Source organism: Catellatospora chokoriensis (assembly GCF_011297315.1).
In the GTDB taxonomy this organism is placed as follows: domain Bacteria; phylum Actinomycetota; class Actinomycetes; order Mycobacteriales; family Micromonosporaceae; genus Catellatospora; species Catellatospora citrea.
In genome coordinates this window covers 9,115-27,334 of record NZ_JAAOTI010000008.1, presented here as the reverse complement: position 1 = coordinate 27,334, position 18,220 = coordinate 9,115, and the positions used below count along the sequence as shown (strand labels likewise).

Annotated in this window: 11 protein-coding genes and 1 pseudogene; 7 read left to right on the top strand and 5 right to left on the bottom strand. The window is 65.3% G+C overall.

Annotated elements, in window-relative coordinates; translation table 11 throughout:
* Window positions 1–10: 10 nt before the first annotated feature.
* The 3 genes and pseudogenes from HAV39_RS13685 to HAV39_RS13675 form a co-directional block, all read right to left on the bottom strand.
* A complete protein-coding gene (locus HAV39_RS13685; protein WP_191839598.1) occupies window positions 11–316 on the bottom strand; it encodes a hypothetical protein in 306 nt (101 codons plus the stop codon).
* Between the two features lie 30 nt (window positions 317–346).
* Window positions 347–1,626 (bottom strand): annotated as a pseudogene (locus tag HAV39_RS13680) (IS701 family transposase).
* A 261-nt stretch (window positions 1,627–1,887) separates the two neighbouring features.
* Window positions 1,888–2,340, bottom strand: coding sequence for a transposase (locus HAV39_RS13675; RefSeq protein ID WP_191839597.1), 453 nt, complete (start codon window positions 2,338–2,340; stop codon window positions 1,888–1,890).
* Window positions 2,341–2,614: 274 nt separating this feature from the next.
* On the opposite strand from HAV39_RS13675, the gene HAV39_RS13670 reads away from it, so the two are divergent.
* Genes HAV39_RS13670 through fsxC form a run of 5 tightly spaced genes read left to right on the top strand, consistent with a single transcriptional unit; the run spans window position 2,615 to window position 8,964 of the window.
* Window positions 2,615–2,953 (top strand): CU044_2847 family protein, encoded by a 339-nt coding sequence (locus HAV39_RS13670; RefSeq protein ID WP_191839596.1) that lies wholly within the window; start codon window positions 2,615–2,617, stop codon window positions 2,951–2,953.
* A complete protein-coding gene (locus tag HAV39_RS13665; RefSeq protein WP_191839595.1) occupies window positions 2,950–4,206 on the top strand; it encodes a S1 family peptidase in 1,257 nt (418 codons plus the stop codon). The genes HAV39_RS13670 and HAV39_RS13665 overlap by 4 nt, the downstream gene beginning before the upstream one ends.
* Entirely contained in the window at window positions 4,203–5,165 is a 963-nt protein-coding gene (locus HAV39_RS13660; RefSeq protein ID WP_191839594.1) for an AAA family ATPase, read from the top strand. Before HAV39_RS13665 ends, HAV39_RS13660 begins: the two co-directional genes overlap by 4 nt.
* Window positions 5,162–6,340 (top strand): VWA domain-containing protein, encoded by a 1,179-nt coding sequence (locus HAV39_RS13655; protein WP_191839593.1) that lies wholly within the window; start codon window positions 5,162–5,164, stop codon window positions 6,338–6,340. Before HAV39_RS13660 ends, HAV39_RS13655 begins: the two co-directional genes overlap by 4 nt.
* On the top strand, window positions 6,337–8,964 hold the full coding sequence (gene fsxC / locus HAV39_RS13650) for an FxsC protein (RefSeq protein WP_191839592.1): 2,628 nt from the start codon (window positions 6,337–6,339) through the stop codon (window positions 8,962–8,964). Before HAV39_RS13655 ends, fsxC begins: the two co-directional genes overlap by 4 nt.
* Window positions 8,965–9,077: 113 nt before the next feature.
* Here the strand turns inward: fsxC and HAV39_RS13645 are convergent, their stop codons facing one another.
* Window positions 9,078–10,118, bottom strand: a complete 1,041-nt coding sequence (locus HAV39_RS13645) for a tyrosine-protein kinase family protein (protein ID WP_239120629.1) — start codon at window positions 10,116–10,118, stop codon at window positions 9,078–9,080.
* A 274-nt stretch (window positions 10,119–10,392) separates the two neighbouring features.
* Between HAV39_RS13645 and HAV39_RS13640 the strand changes: the two genes are divergently transcribed.
* A complete protein-coding gene (locus HAV39_RS13640) occupies window positions 10,393–10,539 on the top strand; it encodes a hypothetical protein (protein ID WP_191839591.1) in 147 nt (48 codons plus the stop codon).
* 297 nt (window positions 10,540–10,836) lie between these two features.
* Here HAV39_RS13640 and HAV39_RS13630 read toward each other — a convergent pair whose 3' ends face one another.
* On the bottom strand, window positions 10,837–11,949 hold the full coding sequence (locus HAV39_RS13630; RefSeq protein WP_191839589.1) for a hypothetical protein: 1,113 nt from the start codon (window positions 11,947–11,949) through the stop codon (window positions 10,837–10,839).
* 458 nt (window positions 11,950–12,407) lie between these two features.
* Between HAV39_RS13630 and HAV39_RS13625 the strand changes: the two genes are divergently transcribed.
* Entirely contained in the window at window positions 12,408–18,170 is a 5,763-nt protein-coding gene (locus HAV39_RS13625) for a ThuA domain-containing protein (protein ID WP_191839588.1), read from the top strand.
* The last annotated feature ends 50 nt before the right edge of the window (window positions 18,171–18,220 follow it).

Sequence of the window (18,220 nt, the reverse complement as noted above, 5' to 3'; positions counted from 1 at the left end):
AGCCGCCAGCTCACGCGTAATACTTGTGCGCCGTCTCCGGCGGTTCACCGAGTTGCAGGAACTTCGCGACGATCGCGCCGGCAACGCGTACCACCGTGACTCGATCCGAGAAAGAATCATGCCCGGTGACCGCCAACCGGGGGCCGAATATCAGCAGGTCGCCCTGGATGACTCCGGTCTCGGTGCATGGTCGGACTGCCGGACCTTCAGATTCGAACAGCGCAAAGCCCGCGGCGGTTTTGCCACCGTCGGCCTCCCAGCGGTAGAGAACTCCGCCTGGCAACTCGGTGACCCTGAAAACGCCAAGTACGAACACTCGCTGATCCCTTCGACTGCCACTGAGACCCTAGTACGGCAGGTGCACTTCTAGTGACCTGCCGAGTTCGAGCTGGTGGCGCCGTTTGTAGTGGCTGACGCGGGCTTGGGCTTGGTGTCGCCGTCGCCATCTGGACCAGGCGATCACGCGATCTGGCTGAGCGTGGCGGATGCTCAGGTGGAGCGCGTTGATCAATCGGCGGGCTTCGGGCACGGTGATCGCGATGAGGCCGGAGGCGCCGCCGCGTTGGCTGCGGTGACGATGGTGAGCACGGCCAGGGCCAGCATCGCCAGGATCGTGAACCGATGCCAAGCAGTCCAGCCGCGGCACTGGTAATGATCCAGGCCGACCTGGCCTTTGGCCTGCTGGAAGGTCTCCTCGACGGCCCATCGTGCGCCGGCGACACGGACCAAGGTCGCCAGGGGCACCGGTCGAGGGCTCCAGCAGCGGTAGAAGGCCAGCTCACCAACGCTGTTGCGGCGGATCAGGAGGCTGTGCAGGCCGGGTCCGTCGTCATGGATGCTCACCCATGCCCAGTCGTAGAAGCGCTCACCTTTGGAGCCGGGTCCGCAGCTGCGCCGCTGCCAGGCCAGGCTCGACAGCCATGATTCGGTGACGTCGACGCGTTCCTTCACCCTGGTGGTGACCTGGGTGTAGTGGTTGCGGGCGACGGCCAGCACGTAGCCGACGCCGTGTTCGCGCAGCGTGGCGCGTAGCAGCGGGTCACGGCCGTAGGCTTCGTCGGCGGTCACCCATCCGGCGGAGATCCCGGCCGCCAGGGCGGCGGTGAGCATCCGCAGAGCCAGCAGCGGCTTGGTCGCGAACCCGGTCTCGGGCGGGATGCCCGCCACGGTGCATCGGTCGGGGTCGTCGGTCCACGATCGGGGCACGTAAAGACGGCGATCCAGCAGCGCCCGGCCCAAGGGTGAGGCGTAGGCCAGGAACACTCCGACCTGGCTGTTCTCGATCCGGCCGGCGGTGCCGCAGTACTGGCGCTGGACACCGGCCGAGGCGGTGCCCTTCTTGAGGAAGCCGGTCTCGTCGACCACGAGAACGGCGTCGGGGTGGGCGAGGTGTTCGGAGACGAAGTCGCGCAGGTCGTCGCGTACCTGGTCGTGGTCCCAGACCGCGTCACGCAGCAGTCGCTGCATCCGGTACGGGGTGGCGTGACCGGCATGTTCGGCCAGCCACCAGCAGTTCTTGCGCTCCAGTGGCGCCAACAGCGCCAGCAGCAGGTCACGGGCAGTGGTACGCGGCTCAATCCGGGCGAACCGGCCACCGATACGGGCGAGCGCCTCGTCGAGCACCAGCTGCCGCCCGATGCGCGTGTATCAGTACCGCGGAGGCCGTGAGGCCGGCGCTGTCGTCATGCCGACGGCCGCTCCGCCGGCGGTCTCCCGTTCGATCAGCTTGCCCACCGGCCCCCTGCCTGTCACCCGGAACCCCCTCATCGGCGGCCGACTCGGCGCGGACGCCACTTTGAGGATCTCGCTGGCTCTGCGCAGCTCGGCGTTCTCCTTGCGACGCGGGCGCAATTGCTCGGCCTCAGCGGTCGCCGACTGGTCGAAGCGCTAACCGCTGTCGGCCTGATCCTGCCGGTTCCAGCTGCGCAGGGCCTCGAGATCCGCGCCGAGTTGCCCGGCCAGGCATTTGGTCACTGACTGGCTCCGGGCTGCTCCCAAGATCCCGCTCACCATCAGTGAACCGGAACTACCGTCGCGGGTCCAGGTCCGAAAGTAGTGGTACACGGTCGGCCAGGGCGGGAAGTCGACCGGCAGTGCCCGCCAGACGCAGCTGTTGTGGTCGAGGTAGCGGATCGCGTCGACGATGTCACGTCGTGAGTAGACGACCGGGCGGCCGCCGTGGTCACCGGTGCCGCCTGCCGGCAGGTATGCGGCGATGAGCTGCCACTCGATGTCGGTGGTATCGGAGGGGTAGCGGCGCGGGCGGGTCGTGGGCTGGTGCTCTGCGCCGGGGGTCGGGGGTGCGGCCGCGGCCTGGCCGCAGACCAGGTAGAAAGACACGGTAGGGCCTTCAGGGTGGCATGGCTTCGACAACCACAGCCGTACCTGAAGGCCTACCTCGCGCCCGCGTGACACACCGAGAACGATCCGGATTCCCACACTCTCAACACCGATTCGCCAGGCTGACCAGGTTCTTCAACGGGCACTCAGACAGTCCCCAGTTCTGCCTTGTGGTGGGCCGCATCGACGACGTTCAGTTCACCTTCAGCAGCGTGACGTCGATACCTGTCGGGTTTGCGTCAGCGCGTAGGCGCACAGTTGGCCATAATGGCTGATGGCATTGAACCACAAGAACGCACCGGAGCCCGTCGAGCAAAACGGCTCGGAAATTGTCGTTCAGGTCATAGAGATCTCAACTGGACGTGAGATCGACTGGGGTGCGCACGCAGTTGAGAGACTTGTCGCCAGGGTCGCCGACGTCAAGCGCGCGGTGACAGCGGGAGCCAGCGCCATTAGTGCCAGCCTCGACGACATTCCGGCCAACCCACGGTGGCGCGTGCATGAGGTCTCGGCGTCGTTCGGCATAACACTGGCTGCGGAAGCCGGAGTCATACTGTCCAAAGCGGCGAGTGAGGCGACGTTCGAGGTGACCGTCACCTTCCAACGAGCATGATCGATGGCAGGATCGTCGGCAGCACCCGCGATCTCGGTTCAGGCTTCTGCTTGACCGACCGGGTGGTTGCAACCGCGGCGCATGTGGTCCGCGACCACGATGAAACCACGCTTGCATTCGTCACTGGTTCTGGCAATCGGATCGCTGTGGACCGCGTCCAACGTGATCCGACGATCGATGTGGCGATGCTGTGGTTGTCGAGATCGCTGACGTTGGTTCCCGAGCTGGCTGATGTCGTTTCCGATTCGCGCTGGCGGGTGTCGTCTCGTCCATTTGCTAGTGATCCGTTGCTGTCAGGAACCGTCACGGCGATCGATCACGTCATCACCAATGCTTCGGGGCACGAGGTGGAGGTGTTGCAGCTGGAGGTGGACCAGGTCGGGGTCGGCAGCTTCGGAGGCTATTCCGGTAGTGCTGTCACCGTCGATGGTGCCGTGATCGGCGTCCTTGTCGAACAGGTGACCGAGCGCCTCCAGCGCGAAAGGCGGAAGGCTGCGGCCAATGTCTTGTACGCGGTACCCATCGGTCGTGTGGTGCGTACATTCCGCCTACGGGTACAGGTTCCGGCTCCGCGAAGTTCGTCGCCGATGCTCCAACTGCTGGATACAGCTCATTTCGATCTTGATGCGCTGAAGTCTGTCATCCTCGAAACCAAACGCAACACAGACAGTCGGCTGCTCGGATTCGGCATCGCCTGCCCCGAGACAGCGGTCATGCGACGGCTTTGTGACTGGCTGCCATCCTATTTCGGCGAGATCGAGTGCAGGGACTGGATCACCCTCAAGCCGACGGTTTCGTCGGTGAGCGCGGCCGTCCGCAACGTGCAGCGATACATGACGGGCGCGGGAAGTCGGATGAACGTAGTCTGTCCGGTGCTCGTACATGACGCATCCGAGAGCAGCGTGGCCCAGTTCTGGGACGAGATACAAGGCCTGCTCGCCGATACTAGGCAGTGGCTCATCGTCATGTTCTCGGGTGACCCGAGCGTTGTTTACCCAGCTGGGGTCACTAGGCTTGCTTCCCCGCGGTTCGAGGCCGATGACCTGGCGGCGTGGGTTCGTGAGGTGACGCGATTCAAGCGGTGGCCGTCGAGGCTGGCAGAAGCCTGGGCGGAGATTTTGTTGGAGGAGGCCACCGACGGCAATGAGCTCAGTATTCCGCTCACATACGACCTGCTACGCACGTCCATCCGGCGTGTGTGTTATGAGCCCGAGTTGCTGCGCGAGCAGCTGGAGGAGAGGGTGGCGCGATGAGCCGCCATAGTGTGGATCCGACTCAGCGGTTCAGCCGGGACTCAACGCAGCCCGCTGAACGTGAGGTGGAGGTGACCGGCTGCGACCCACTTCCAGAGGGGTTCGCCACCGAGATAGTCAGGCGCGAGCCCTACATCGCTAGCGACGATCTGGAAAATGCGGTCAACATGGCCATGGCCCTGGGTAGACCGCTGCTACTTCAAGGCGATCCCGGCGCAGGCAAGACGCGCCTTGCCCACCACGTCGCCTACACGCTGGGACTACCGCTTGAGGAGGCCCATGTCAAGTCCACCAGCCGTGGCCAGGATTTGCTGTACACCTACGATGCGGTGAGCCGCCTCTACGACGCGCAGCTTCAGCGTGGTTCGGAGGAGTCGGGTGGGCGCAAGTTCGACAACGCGCGCGATTACATCCGCCTCGGCCCGTTGGGCCGTGTCATCGTTCGTGCCTGCTATGGGCGCCGATCGGTCCTGCTCATCGACGAGATCGATAAGGCTGACCTGGATTTTCCCAATGATCTACTCCGCGAGATCGATCAGCTTGCGTTCGAGGTCGCCGAGGCGCCCTCAATGCGGTACGCCGTCAGCGCGCCCGACGTTCGACCAATCATCGTCGTGACGAACAACGAGGAGAAGGCTCTGCCAGGAGCATTCCTACGCCGCTGCATTTTTCACTACGTGGAGTTCCCATCCTCTGCGCGGGATTTGGAAGCCGTCCTCGGCTTGCACGGAGTCGACAACGCACCGCTCCGACGGGAGGCTGCTCACATGCTACTGCGGCTGCGTCAGGAGCTGGACCTACTGAAACAGCCGGGGTTGAGCGAGCTGCTGGACTGGGCCATTTACATGCAGTCCCGCGATGTCGATCCCGCATCTGTTGAACAGCTTCCGCACCGGGGGGCGCTGCTCAAACAGCACAGCGACCAGTTGCGGGTCACCGAGTGGCTGGCTCAGCCATGACGGCGAGGCTGCCTGACTTCCTCTACGAGGTCATCAGTCATGTGCGGCGGCAAGGGCTTCTGCTAGGTATCGACGAGTGCGTCGCGCTGCGTCGGGCGCTGTCTGCCGGCTTCGGCCTAGAGTCCGACACGGATCTGGTGCGAGTATGTGTGGCTTTATGGGCGACAACGCGCGAGGAGGGCGATGCAATTAGATCGGCTTTCGCACGCACGGAGCTGCCGAGATGGAACCTCGCGTCACCGTCGGTGGACAGCGGCCATACCAGCGTAAACGGCTCCGGCATCGCATCTCACCCCGCGGCGATCGCCGCAACGGAGCCCGGAATTGAGCTCCAAGAAGTGCCAGCACTAGATGTGACGATTGCACGACGGGTGCCGAAGGGGCCAGGCCGGCACCGGCTGCCTGCGATACCGATCGCCGCACAGCAGGACCCTTCCCTGATCTACCACCCGCACTACCCGCTTTCACAGCGTGAGATCGCACAGATCTGGCGGCGGTTACGCCGCCCGCGCCGTGACGGTCCAGCTGTCGAACTCGACCCTACGGCCACACTGCACGAATTCGCCCGCAGCGGTGTGGCGACCCCACCGATGATCGTCGCGACGCGACGCAACACCGCCAGTGTGCTTGTGCTTGTGGACCGGCGCGGCTCGATGACGCCATTTCACGACTACACCGACCACGTGCTGTATGCGATTACGAAGCACGCACAACTGGACGCCGTCAGTACTGCGTACTTCCGCAATGTCCTCGGCCGGTCAGCCCAACACGACCTGATCGATCAGCTCCCCGAACCGTGGATTCCTGCCCTGGATGCCATCGCCAGGCAGATCACACCCCTACGAAATGGACGACTTTACCGTGACGCCGAACTCGTCACGCCGCTCGAACTAAACAGCATTTCGAAAGCATCCGGCGTTCTGATCATCAGTGACGCCGGCGCGGCGCGCGGCTGCTGGAGCGCCACCCGCGTCGTGGACACCGTCGCCATGCTCGCTACCCTGCGTGGCATTGGATCCGCTATGGCCTGGCTCAACCCGCTCAAATCCCAGCGTTGGAGCCGGACGACCGCCGAGCACATTGCACGCCAGGTGCCAATGTTCTCCCTCACCCGCGAAGGCATGTATGCGGCTGTCGACGTGCTTCGAGGCAGACCGGCGGAGCCCGCACGATGAGAACCTGGCCGCAGGCGCCTGCCGCAGTCGAGAGTCTGATTGCGGCACGACAGAAGCTGTCCCTGCCAGTGATGGATCTAGCCTGTCACGCGGCCGTCGCGGTTGCACTGGACGCCGGCTTCGTGCACCTGCTGCGGATCAACTTCTTCCTCGACACGCCTGTTCCACTGACGTACGAATGCGAAGCAGACCTCTTGCTCTCACCGCTGGTGAACGAGCTCGGCGACGGCCTGTATGAGATCGACCCCCAGGCACGGCGCCTCCTGTTACACGGGCTACTCGCGCAACACGGCACGCGGCGGCTACGTGAGGTCGCGTTGCTGCTCGAACGTTACACGCTCACCCACCCGACATGGCGTCACCTGCCGGAGCTCAGCCACGCGCAACGCCTCACCGTGCTTAACATAATTGACCCGCATCGTGCCGCAGGCTGGCTGGCCGAGGCTGCTGCCGTCGGCGAAGCCGGCACGGAGGAACTGGCACGGGAATGGTTCGTGGTGATGCAGCGCCAGATTCATGACGACAGCCAAACCCAAGCCGCGGACGGTGTGGCCGAGGCCGTTACCGCGTTGTCGAGCCCGGTCGACGCTGACCGCATCGCTGCTGTTCACCAACTCGGTGTGCTCGCACTCGTACCAGGCAACGACCTGGATAGTATTTGTGAGGCTCTTTACGCCACCATAGCCGATCGTACGGCGGGGCCGGTTGCCCGCGTTGTACTGGACTCGCTTGGGTCGCTTTTGCCGACGCGTCGCCGAACCATGCCCGCTGGCTCAGAACCGGCACCGAAAGTGCGCATGCCAGTGACCGTGGTCAACGCCATGGTGGATTCCATGCTGGCGATGGCGTTACACAATACCGCCGCATGGACGGCATGCATCGAGTTGGTTGAGGGGGAATTGGGGCCACTGGGCGTAAGCCGGAACGACGCACCCCGGCTCGATTTCTTCCGTGTTGTTCGAGCGTGCGAGCGGCTTCCCGACGGTGTTGAAGTACTCCTATCAGCGATGAGCCTGGTCCTGCCAACCCCCAGTGAGTTGACCGCGCTATATCAGCGGTATGCCGAGTGGCAGCTGACCGAACTGTTGGTGGCAGTGCCTTTCGACTCTGTCCACGATGCCGCTGCGGCCATAACTGGATCAGTGCTCGCCGGCGACTCCGTGTCGGCAGTGTTGCAGGAGGTCGGCTGGCAGATAGCGCCTGCATGGGGTGTGCCGGGTTTGCTGGCGTTGGCTGATCTGGTGGGTGAAGGCGGGGACACTCCACCCGGTCACTTTGACCCCTGGCTGAATTTTATCGGGCCGCCGCTAGGTGTAAGCACAGAACAACTTGAGAGACTGCGCCTGGCAACAACCGCATTTCGACAGACATGGCTAGTCGATAGTGCTGCGGCCCACGGCTCGAATGGATCAAGCCAGTCATTAGAGACAACGTCAGCCCTTTCCGATCCTGACCAGTCCAACTTTCATCGGAACTACTACTTCTTCCTGAGCTTCTCCGGATCGCGAGCCACGGGCGGCGATCACTGGATCCGCCTCTTCTACCGAGAACTCAGCCACGAGGTCCGAAGCCTCGCGACCACATCCAACGACATGAACGTCGGATTCGCCGACTTTGGGGCAAGTGGACATGAAGGGGATAACTCGGTTCGGCAAGCGCTCGACGGCTCCCGTGTGCTAGTGCAGCTCTACTCCCCCGAGTACATGGACCGAAGCTCGGCGCGGCTTCAACGAGCCCAGTTCCTTCAGCGCGTATTTCACTCGGTGCCCGATGACATACCACATCGCCTACAGCCCGTACTTTGGTTACCAATGGGCGCGAGCGAACACGTCAGCGACCTCAGCCGGGCGCTAGAACTCGGCTGGGACATCCCCGAGTACGCTCGACTCGGCCTCGAGACGATGCGCAGGTTGAGCACGCATCGCGGCAGCTACGAACTCATCCTGAGCCGACTGGCACGCCGGATTGTCGACGCCGCCGAGCGCAGAGCCGTCGCACAGGACTTGCCGCTGCCGCCTAGCGGTATGGCGACCGCGGACTCTCCGGATACGCCCTTTGTGATCGCGGTGATCGCACCGACTGAGGCCAGCCTTCCCTCGTCGCGGCACACAGCGCCCTACGGGTTACGAAGCGCAATGTGGCGTCCGTATCGCAGCGCTCATGAGTTGTCAGTCGCCGAATATGCCGCAGGTATCGCCCGCAGTTTCAGGATGCCCGTGAGGATCGTTGACTTCGCTGTTGGCGACCACTTGATTGAAACCTCACCTGGCGTAATTTTGGTGGACCCCTGGATTCTTGCACGACCAGATGGGCGCTCGATGTTTCAAACCGTGACCAGCATTGTCAATACATCGATGTCGGTTTTGATAGTCATCGACCACACTGATCCGCAGTATGCGCCTCGCGGCGCCGAACTGGCCCGCGAGGCAATGGCCGCCCTCGCAGGAACGCATCACCAACTTGCTCGTGAGGCAAGAGAGTTTGAGCACCTCATTTCAAGAATGGTAGTCCGCAACCGGCGACAATTCCTGAGCGCACGACGGCCGCCAGACGATTCGCCAACTCGGCCACATCTCACAGAGGCTGAGGCACCCCCTCTGCCAGAGGACGAGTTAGAACATTGAGTCTTATGCGGAATGCCACTTTGGCATGACCACCTACGAATTGGATAATGACCTTCTCGAGGCGCTACATCGTTCGCGATGTACACGAAAGCGACGGGCCGACGCTCCTTTCATCACTGGCGCTCGACGTCAATGCCCGCATCCTCATCCTCGGCGCGAATGAGCGGGCGCTCAAACCTCGCCGCCAAGCGGCTACGGATCGCATCATCCAGTGGCGGCAGCGCAGTCACCTCACCCTGGGTGATATAACCTGCCAAACGCTCATAAGCATACAGAAGGGTGCCTTCAGTATTGTTGCCGTCGGCGATGGTAGCCAACAGTTCCTCGTAGGCGTAATACGTTTGATACGGCACCGCGACCTCTCGCCAATAGGCTCGTCTTTCCACATCAGACATCCTATTTGGCAGGTTGGCGAATCGCCTCCGGGCAAGCGCTCGGCCAGCATCTGCCTTTGACATCGCCGCGAGGTCAACGCGCATCGGCACTGGCAAGATTTGGATGTTCCGCTCACGGTATTTTTCATGGATGGTCCTCGCGACCTGCGCTGTCCCGTCGATGTTTTGGTCACTGAGGGTAAAACACGCGACCACAGTGTCCGGTAGATGAATGGTGCAGATGTCCGCCGTGTCGGACAACCCTGAGCAGCTATCGATCAGTACATAGTCGTAATGTTGCTTCATATCTGCGCGCAACGCATCGACGAACTCCCCACCCCTTAGGAGCTCGTAAAAGTCTTGCCAGTCTAGCCCCATCAAAGTTGACACATATCCGGGGCTCATCTGTCCCGATGACAGGAAGTCCAGCGTTGCCCCCAGCGGAAACCGACGCCAATCCAGCGAGAACGAATATCTTCGGACACTGGCGTGTTCCTTGAACCGCTCGAGCCAGTTCCTGCCGGTGCCAGAGTGATAATCGGCACGGGTCGTCGCCCACTCATAATCCTGAATCAGCTGGATTAGACCGGGCGTACTCGAAAGGGCCTCGGCTCCAATGAACGGCATGAAGAACCGATATAGGCCTGGTACCTCCAGGTTCCAGTCCACTACGAGAACACGCTTGCCGTTGGCAGCAAGGATCCATGCGACGTTAGCCAGCGCCATAGTACGGCCCGAACCGCCTTTGTATGAGTAGAAGGTGACGACTTGACCGTCCACCGCAGCTCCTTCACCAGCACTCAGCGGACCGCACCCGCCGCCGACGATTAGCGGCTGCCAGCAGTCACATGTTGCGGCCTGACCATGACCGCCAGGTCTCGCCGTGGGCAGCCCTCACCAGGCATCCAGCCTGCTCGCAGCTTGCGTCGGCACGCGTCAAATGTCGACCATCGGACACGGATTCGCTCAGAAGCCATCCGCGGACAACCCTGGGTCTGCGCGGCAAGTGATAACACACAAGATCTTCGCGGACAGACCGTCGCGGGTAGAGGCTATGACGGGCCTGACCGGCGATCAAGTCGACCGGCTGCTGCTCGACGTCTACGCCCGCGTCGACCTGGACCCGGCCCGCCGCCGCGGGGTCGGCCTCTACCGCACCGTGCTGGTCGTCCTGCTCTATCTGCGCCACAACCTGTCCTAGGCACTGCTGGCGGAACTGTTCGCCTGCTCCCAGCCGACCGCGTCCCGCCTGCTCACCCGGCTCACACCTGCCGTCACCACGGTGCTGGCCCCCAACGCCGAGCAGGTCGCCGCCCGGGACCTGCGCCTCCACTGTCCGCGTCGACGGGTTCGTCGCTCCGACCGGTGACCGCTGCAAGTACTCCTACACCTCGCAAGCGCTTTGACTGCCTGGGCGCGCACCTGTGGGTCCTGATCTGCGGCGAGCGTCAGCAGCGCGTCGACCGCTGCCGGTCCGCCGACCGAGCCGAGGGCGTGCCTAGGACTCCAGATGCCCGACCACGAGGACCTGGATGTCACCGAGCTGTTCGACAAACGCCAACCGGCCGCCATCGGAGTGCACGAGGTAGAGGTGGTCCAGCGGTAGCCGGGAGATCGTTCCGTCGAGGCGAACCAGGCTGTAACCGTCCGGCGCGGAGACGAGAAGGGCGTCCGGACCAAGCCAGTACAGCGCATAGATGTCAGGTGCCGCGAAGACCTTCCGGCAGGTGTGCGGGTCGGGCAGGTCGGCCACGCACAGCGCTCGCGACTGCGGGCTCTCGTCGACGCGGAACGCCACTCGCGATCCGGCTACGGTCGCCAATCCAGCGGTCGGCGGGAGCGCGACACGGATTGCGGCTGCCGCACCCGAGAGGGGTAGCCGGTAGATCGCGGCATCGCCCACGGGGGTGCCGACCCAGACCTGGTCGGCGGTGGCCGACAGGATTCCGGGCCGCACCTGGGCGCCGATGCGGCGGGGCTCGCCGCCTGGCTGGTAGGCCCAGACCTGCGCGATGCCGTGGTCCGTCGTCAGCCACGCCACCCCGCTGCCGTCGGTCACCGGCTGTGGCACCTCATTGGCGGCGGTCGGTCGGTCTCCGGTAGCGATCACGCGAGGCTTACCGGCCGTCATCAGCTCGTCGGTGATGCGCCACCGATAGCAGGTCACGGGGATGTCGGGGCATTGCGCCGGCGGCAGCTCGACCGCCTCGACGCGAATGAGATGACTGCCACCCGCGGCAGCGACGATCGCCAGGTAGTCGGTCAAGGCGCCGGCCTGGCTCGCGTCGCGGAACGTGAGGCGACCATCGGACAGCGTGACGATGCCGTAGCTGCCGGCCGCGCCGGCGCGCCGCCCTTCCGGTGGGTCTACGCCGAAGACGACCCGCGTGCCGTCGGTGTGGGCGCCGTAGTGAGCCACGCGAACGCCGGCCGGCAGCCCGAACGCGTGGTCAACGGAGATCACACCCGCGAGACCCAACTCCGCAACGTCGGTGACCTGAGTCAGCCGCAGCGTTGGATCGCCTCCGTCGCTCTGGCAGGCGGCCAGGGCGATGAAAACGGCGACCACGCCGAGCGCAGCCGCCGTTCGTCCGACTCGAAACGGCTTCACCAGACGAGGCCATGCTGGAGCGCTGCTCCAGCGTCGTACAGCGTGGACGTATGGATCGTCTTGCGACTCGCGCGCGAGTCGGTCCACGGGTCGTACACGTAGGCCTGGGACATCTTCGTAGCGTAGTAGTACCCGTGGCCGTCGGGCGGCTCGATGGCAAGTGGTCGTGCCCGGCTTTGACAGCATCCTAAAGGGATTGACCAGTGCGGACTTTGCCGGTGTCGGGCGTGTTATCGAAACGTTACTAAATTGACCGGCATCATTCTGACCACAACTTCGGCAGCGCCGCTAGTTTGTTCAGGGCATGAACTATTACCCCCATTGGTCTTCGGCGAGCCGCGGCGGGCCCTGAAGTCCCGTCCAGGCATTGGAGACTCTTCGTGTCCGCACAACGTCGCAGCCGCAGCCATCCGAATGTCAGAGCGCGATCACTCCTAGGTTCGGTGCTCGCGCTCGCCATGACCGTGACCGCGCTTGCCGTCGGGCAGTCGCCCGCGCAGGCCGCGCCGGCAACCACCCATCAAGCCAATGCGGCGCTTGCTCCGTTCTCGGTGCTGGTCTTCTCGAAGACCGCCGGGTTCCGGCATGATTCCATTCCCGCCGGTATCGCGGCGATCCAGCAGCTCGGCGTCGACAACGGGTTCACGGTTGCCGCGACGGAGGATGCCGGCGCGTTCACCGACGCCAACCTCGCGCAGTACGCGGCGGTGATCTGGCTGTCGACCACCGGTGATGTGCTCGACGCCGCTCAGCAGGGGGCCTTCGAGCGCTACATCCGCGCCGGTGGCGGCTTTGCCGGCGTGCATTCGGCATCGGACACCGAGTACGGCTGGGCGTGGTACGGCAGCCTGGTCGGCGCCTACTTCTCGGCGCACCCGAACAACCAGCAGGCGACCATCAAGGTCGAGGACCCGGCGCACCCGTCCACGGCTTCTCTGCCGGCGCAGTGGTCACGGGTCGACGAGTGGTACAACTACCAGGCGAACCCGCGCAGCAAGGTGCACGTGCTGGCCAGTCTGGACGAGCGGTCCTACTCGCCGGGCACCGGCGCGATGGGCGCCGACCACCCGATCGCGTGGTGCCAGGATTACGACGGCGGCCGGTCCTGGTACACCGGCATCGGTCACACCATCGCGTCGTACACCGAGCCTTCATTCCTGGCTCACCTGCTCGGCGGCATCCAGACCGCGGCCGGCGCGCTCGACTCCGACTGCAGCGCGTCGCTGACCAGCGGGTACGAGAAGGTGACGCTGGACAGCAACACGCAGAATCCGATGGAGCTGGACATCGCGCCCGACGGTCGGGTCTTCTACATCGAGCGCGACGGCCGGGTGCAGATCATCAAGCCCGCCACCGGCACCACGGTGACCGCGGTCGACCTGGACGTCTTCACCGGCAACGAGGACGGCCTGATCGGCATCCGGCTGGACCCGAACTTCGCCACCACCCACTGGGTCTACCTGTACTACGCGCCCAACGACGGTGTGACGCGCAACCGGATCTCCCGGTTCACGGTCAGCGGCGACAGCATCGACCTGGCCAGCGAGAAGGTAGTGCTGGAAGTGACGACGCAGCGCACCACCTGCTGCCACGCCGGCGGTTCGATGGTGTTCGACAGCGCCGGCAACCTGTACCTGGCCACCGGCGACAACACCAACCCGTTCGAGTCCGACTCGTTCACCCCGATCGACGAGCGGGCCGGGCGCCAGAATTATGACGCCCAGCGCACCGCCGGCAACACCAACGACCTGCGCGGCAAGGTGCTGCGCATCCACCCGGAGGCCGACGGCACCTACACCATCCCGAGCGGGAACCTCTTCCCGCAGGGCACGGCGATGACCCGGCCGGAGATCTTCGCGATGGGCTTCCGCAATCCGTTCCGGATCGGCATCGACGCGAAGACGAACACGCTGTACGTGGCCGACTACGGCCCCGACGCGGGCGCTGCGAACCCCAACCGCGGCCCGGAAGGCACCGTCGAATGGAACATCGTCCAGCCCGGCAACTACGGCTGGCCGTACTGCCACGGGGCTAACTACGCCTACAACGACTACACCTTCCCGAGCGGACCGTCCGGCGCGAAGTTCGACTGCGCGGCGCCGGTCAACAACTCGCCCAACAACACCGGTCTGACCAACCTCCCGCCGGCGGTCAGCGCCACCGTCGACTACGACTACAGCGGCAACGCGCTGTTCCCGGAGATCGGTGGCGGCGGCGCGCCGATGGGCGGGCCCGTCTACCGCTACGACCCCGACCTCGTCTCCGAGCGCAAGTGGCCGGCGTACTACGACGGCAAGGCGATGTTCGGCGAGTGGAACCAGAACAAGATGTACGCGTTCCAGGTCGCCGCCGACGGCAAGTCGCTGGTCGACATCAACAACATGCTCAGCGGCATGACCTTCCTGCGGCCGATGGACTTCGAGTTCGGTCCGGACGGCGCGCTCTACCTGGTCGAGTGGGGTACCGGATTCGGCGGCAACAACGGCGACTCCGGGATCTACCGCATCGACTACATAGCGGGCGAGCGGGCCCCGATCGCGGTCGCGACCGGCACGCCGGACTCCGGACCGGCGCCGCTTACGGTGCAGTTCTCCAGCGCCGGGTCGCGTGACCCGAACGGCGGGGCGCTGAGCTACGCGTGGACGTTCGGTGACGGTGGCACCTCCACCGCGGCCAACCCCTCGCACACCTACCCGGCTGCCGGTGACTACACGGCGCAGCTGACGGTCACCAACGCCGCCAACCGGACGGCCGTCGCGAACGTGACGATCACGGTCGGCAACACGGCACCGACAGTCACCATCTCGTTCCCGCCCGATGGCGGCTTCTTCGAGTGGGGTGACCAGGTCAAGTACACCGTCGCGGTGACCGACCCGGAGGACGGGACGATCGACTGCTCGCGGGTGAGGCTGCAGTACTACCTGGGTCACGACCAGCACGCGCACCCTCTGCAGTCGTACACCGGGTGCACCGGCACCGTGCAGACGTCGCTGGCCTCCGGTCACGGCGCTGACGCCAACGTGTTCGCCGTGTTCGAGGCCACCTACACCGATGCCGGTGGAGCCGGCGGCTCCAACGCGTTGACCGGCAGGGCGATCGAACAGCTGCAGCCCAAGCGCAAGCAGGCCGAGTACTTCACCGCCACCGGACGGGCTCCGGACGGCGTCGGCGGCGGCGACCCGGGCGTGCAACTGGAGACGACGACGGACACCGCCGGCGGCTTCCAGAACATCGGCTTCATCGAGGACGGCGACTTCTGGTCGTTCGCCCCGGTGAACCTGACCGGTATCGACGCGCTGCGGTTCCGGGTGGCGTCGAACGCCGCCGGTGGACGCATCGAGGTACGGGTCGGCGCGGCGGACGGGCCGGTGCTCGCCACCGCGACAGTGCCGGGCACCGGCGGCTGGCAGACCTTCACCGATGCCACGGCGACGCTGAGCAGCCCGAGCACGGTGACCGGGCCGCTGTTCCTGGTGGCGAAGAACCCGGTAGGCGACACCGGCACGGGTTCGCTGTTCAACGTCAACTGGGTCGACTTCCTGGGACGCGGCGTGACCGACAACGCGCCGCCGGTGGTCACCGCGTCAGCGACGCCGACCACCGGCACCGCGCCGGTGCTGGTCACCTTCACCGGCTCGGCGACCGACGCCGAGGGCGACAACCCGCTGACCTACCTGTGGGAGTTCGGAGACGGCGCCACCGCCGGCACCGCCAACGCCACGCACACCTACGCCACCCCCGGCACGTTCACGGCGACGCTGACCGTGTCCGATGCGCGCGGCGCGAAGTCGTACGCCAATGTGGTCGTCAGGGTCGAAGCGCCGAACAACGCCTGCCTCGGCGCCCGGTCGGACAACTTCGACGGCACGGCACTGGACAAGGGCCGCTGGTCGACAGTGGTCCGGGAGAACCAGCTCTACTCGGTGGCCGGTGGCACGTTGCTGCTGCCCACCGCGGCCGGCGACCTCTACGGCGCCCGCAACGACGCGACCAACCTGATCCTGCAGCCGGCGCCGGACGGCGCCTGGCAGGCGACCACCAAGGTGTCTGTCACCGTGGCGGCCGACTACCAGCAGGCCGGCTTGATCGTGTACGGCGACGACGAGAACTACGCCAAGCTGGACCTGCTGTACGGCGGCTCCAGGAAGTTCGAGTTCATCCGGGAGACCGCCGGCACGCCGCGCAACGGCGCCGCCGACGCGGTCAGCGCCCCGGCAGAGCTCGGCAGCACCGCCTACCTGCGGTTGATCAGTGACGGCGTGAACCTGACGGCGGCCTGGTCAGCTGACGGCGTGACGTTCGCGCCGGTCGGGCAGTCGGCCGCGCTGGCCGGCATCGTCAACCCGAAGGTGGGCATGTTCGCCCTCAACGGCGGCACCACCGCGCCGGTCGTCGACGCGGCGTTCGACTGGTTCCAGCTCACCCCGGACGCTCCGGCCGGGCCGATCGACCCGTCCGACGAGTTCGCCGGGTCAGCCCTGGACCGCTGCAAGTGGAACGCGGTGGTCCGCGAGGACGCCGGCAAGCACCGGGTCGCCGGCGGCAAGTTGGAGATCGATGTGCCCAACGGGGACATCTACACAGGTAACAACACTGGGCCCACCAACTTCATCCTGCAGAACGCGCCGTCCGGCGACTGGACGCTGGAGACGAAGGTGGACGGCAGCCAGCTCAACGAGCAGTACCAGCAGGCAGGCCTGATGGTCTACCTCGACGACGACAACTACCTGAAGCTGGACTACATCGTCGACAACACGGCCGGCTCGCCGGTCAGCCGGCGGATCGAGTTCCGCAGCGAGATCGCCAGTGTGGTGCAGAACCCGCAACCCGGAATCACCAACCTCACCGGCGCGGTATGGCACCTGCGGCTGGCCCGGGTGGGCAGCGTCTACACGGCTTCCTACTCGGCGGACGGCACCACCTGGACGGCGCTGGAGCCGTTGACCAACACGGTCGTAGGTGACACCCCCAAGGTCGGGCTGTTCACGCTCGGCGCCAACCAGACGGCGTCGAAGCCGGCAAGCTTCGACTACTTCCGGTTGACCACGCCGGGCGCCGGTGACACCACAGCGCCGGTCACCACGGCAGCGGTAACCGGCGCGGCCACCGCCGGCTGGTACACCGAGTCGCCGACGGTCACCCTGACCGCCGCCGACGAAGCCGCCGGCAGCGGCGTCGCCAGCACCCAGTACCAGCTCGACAACGCCACGACATGGACCGCCTACACCGAGCCGGTGCTGATCAGCGGGACAGGAGCGCACCAGCTGCGCTACCGCTCCACCGACACCGCAGGCAACGTCGAGCAGGCCAAGGCCGTCGAGGTGAAGGTCGACGTCACGGCGCCGATCACCACGGCGACGTTCGCACCGGCCAACGACGACGGCTGGCACGCCGGGCAGGTGCCGGTGGTGCTCGCCGCCACCGACGCCGGTGCCGGCGTGGCCAAGCTGGAGTGGTCACTCGACGGCGGGGCGTGGACGCCCTACACCGAGCCTGTCAACATCGGCGGCGACGGGCAGCACGAGCTGCTCTACCGGGCCACCGACGGGGCCGGCAACGTGGAGACGCTGAAGTCCGCCAACCTGAAGGTCGACGGCAACCAGCCGACCGTCATCGTGGCAGGGTTGGCCGACGGCCAGCTCTACGGCGACAGCCAGGACGTCCGGGTCACCTTCCAGGCCGTCGATCCGACCTCTGGTATCGCGTCGGTCGTCGGGACGCTCAACGGCTCGCCGTACGCGACCGGCACCCTGCAGGCCATGTACGAGCTGCGCCTCGGCCTGCACGAATTGACGGTCACCGCCACCGACAAGGCCGGCAACAAGACGGTCTCGACAGTGCGGTTCTACGTGACAACCTCGCTCCGGGACATGCAGAACCTGCTGGACCGGTTCAAGGCGACCAGCCGACTGTCGGCCAACGCGCACAAGAAGTTGACGGCCAAGCTGACCGCCGCCCGCCAGGCCGAGGCGAACGGCAACGACACCAAGGCCATCAACCAGCTCAAGGAGTTCCGCGCGCTCGCGTTGAACACCTCGCTGGTGCCCGAGGCCGAAATCCGGGCGGTACTCGTCCGCGACACCGATGCCATGATCATCAGGCTGGGCGGCACACCGCCGACCAACGCCGGGGTCAAGGCCAACGGCGGCACGTCACTGGCCAGCGTCGGCCGGCTGGACGGTGACGCTGTCCGCATCGGCAAGAACGGCCGTCTGAGGTAGACAAGCACCATCTGGTACGAGGTCGCGCCGTCACGGACTCCGTGGCGGCG

Excerpts from the sequence above, each read along its gene's own strand:
- HAV39_RS13660 (WP_191839594.1), top strand. The coding sequence starts at position 4,203 with ATGAGCCGCCATAGTGTGGATCCGACTCAGCGGTTCAGCCGGGACTCA.
- HAV39_RS13640 (WP_191839591.1), top strand. The coding sequence starts at position 10,393 with ATGACGGGCCTGACCGGCGATCAAGTCGACCGGCTGCTGCTCGACGTC.
- HAV39_RS13670 (WP_191839596.1), top strand. The coding sequence starts at position 2,615 with ATGGCATTGAACCACAAGAACGCACCGGAGCCCGTCGAGCAAAACGGC.
- fsxC (WP_191839592.1), top strand. The coding sequence starts at position 6,337 with ATGAGAACCTGGCCGCAGGCGCCTGCCGCAGTCGAGAGTCTGATTGCG.
- HAV39_RS13625 (WP_191839588.1), top strand. The coding sequence starts at position 12,408 with ATGACCGTGACCGCGCTTGCCGTCGGGCAGTCGCCCGCGCAGGCCGCG.
- HAV39_RS13665 (WP_191839595.1), top strand. The coding sequence starts at position 2,950 with ATGATCGATGGCAGGATCGTCGGCAGCACCCGCGATCTCGGTTCAGGC.
- HAV39_RS13655 (WP_191839593.1), top strand. The coding sequence starts at position 5,162 with ATGACGGCGAGGCTGCCTGACTTCCTCTACGAGGTCATCAGTCATGTG.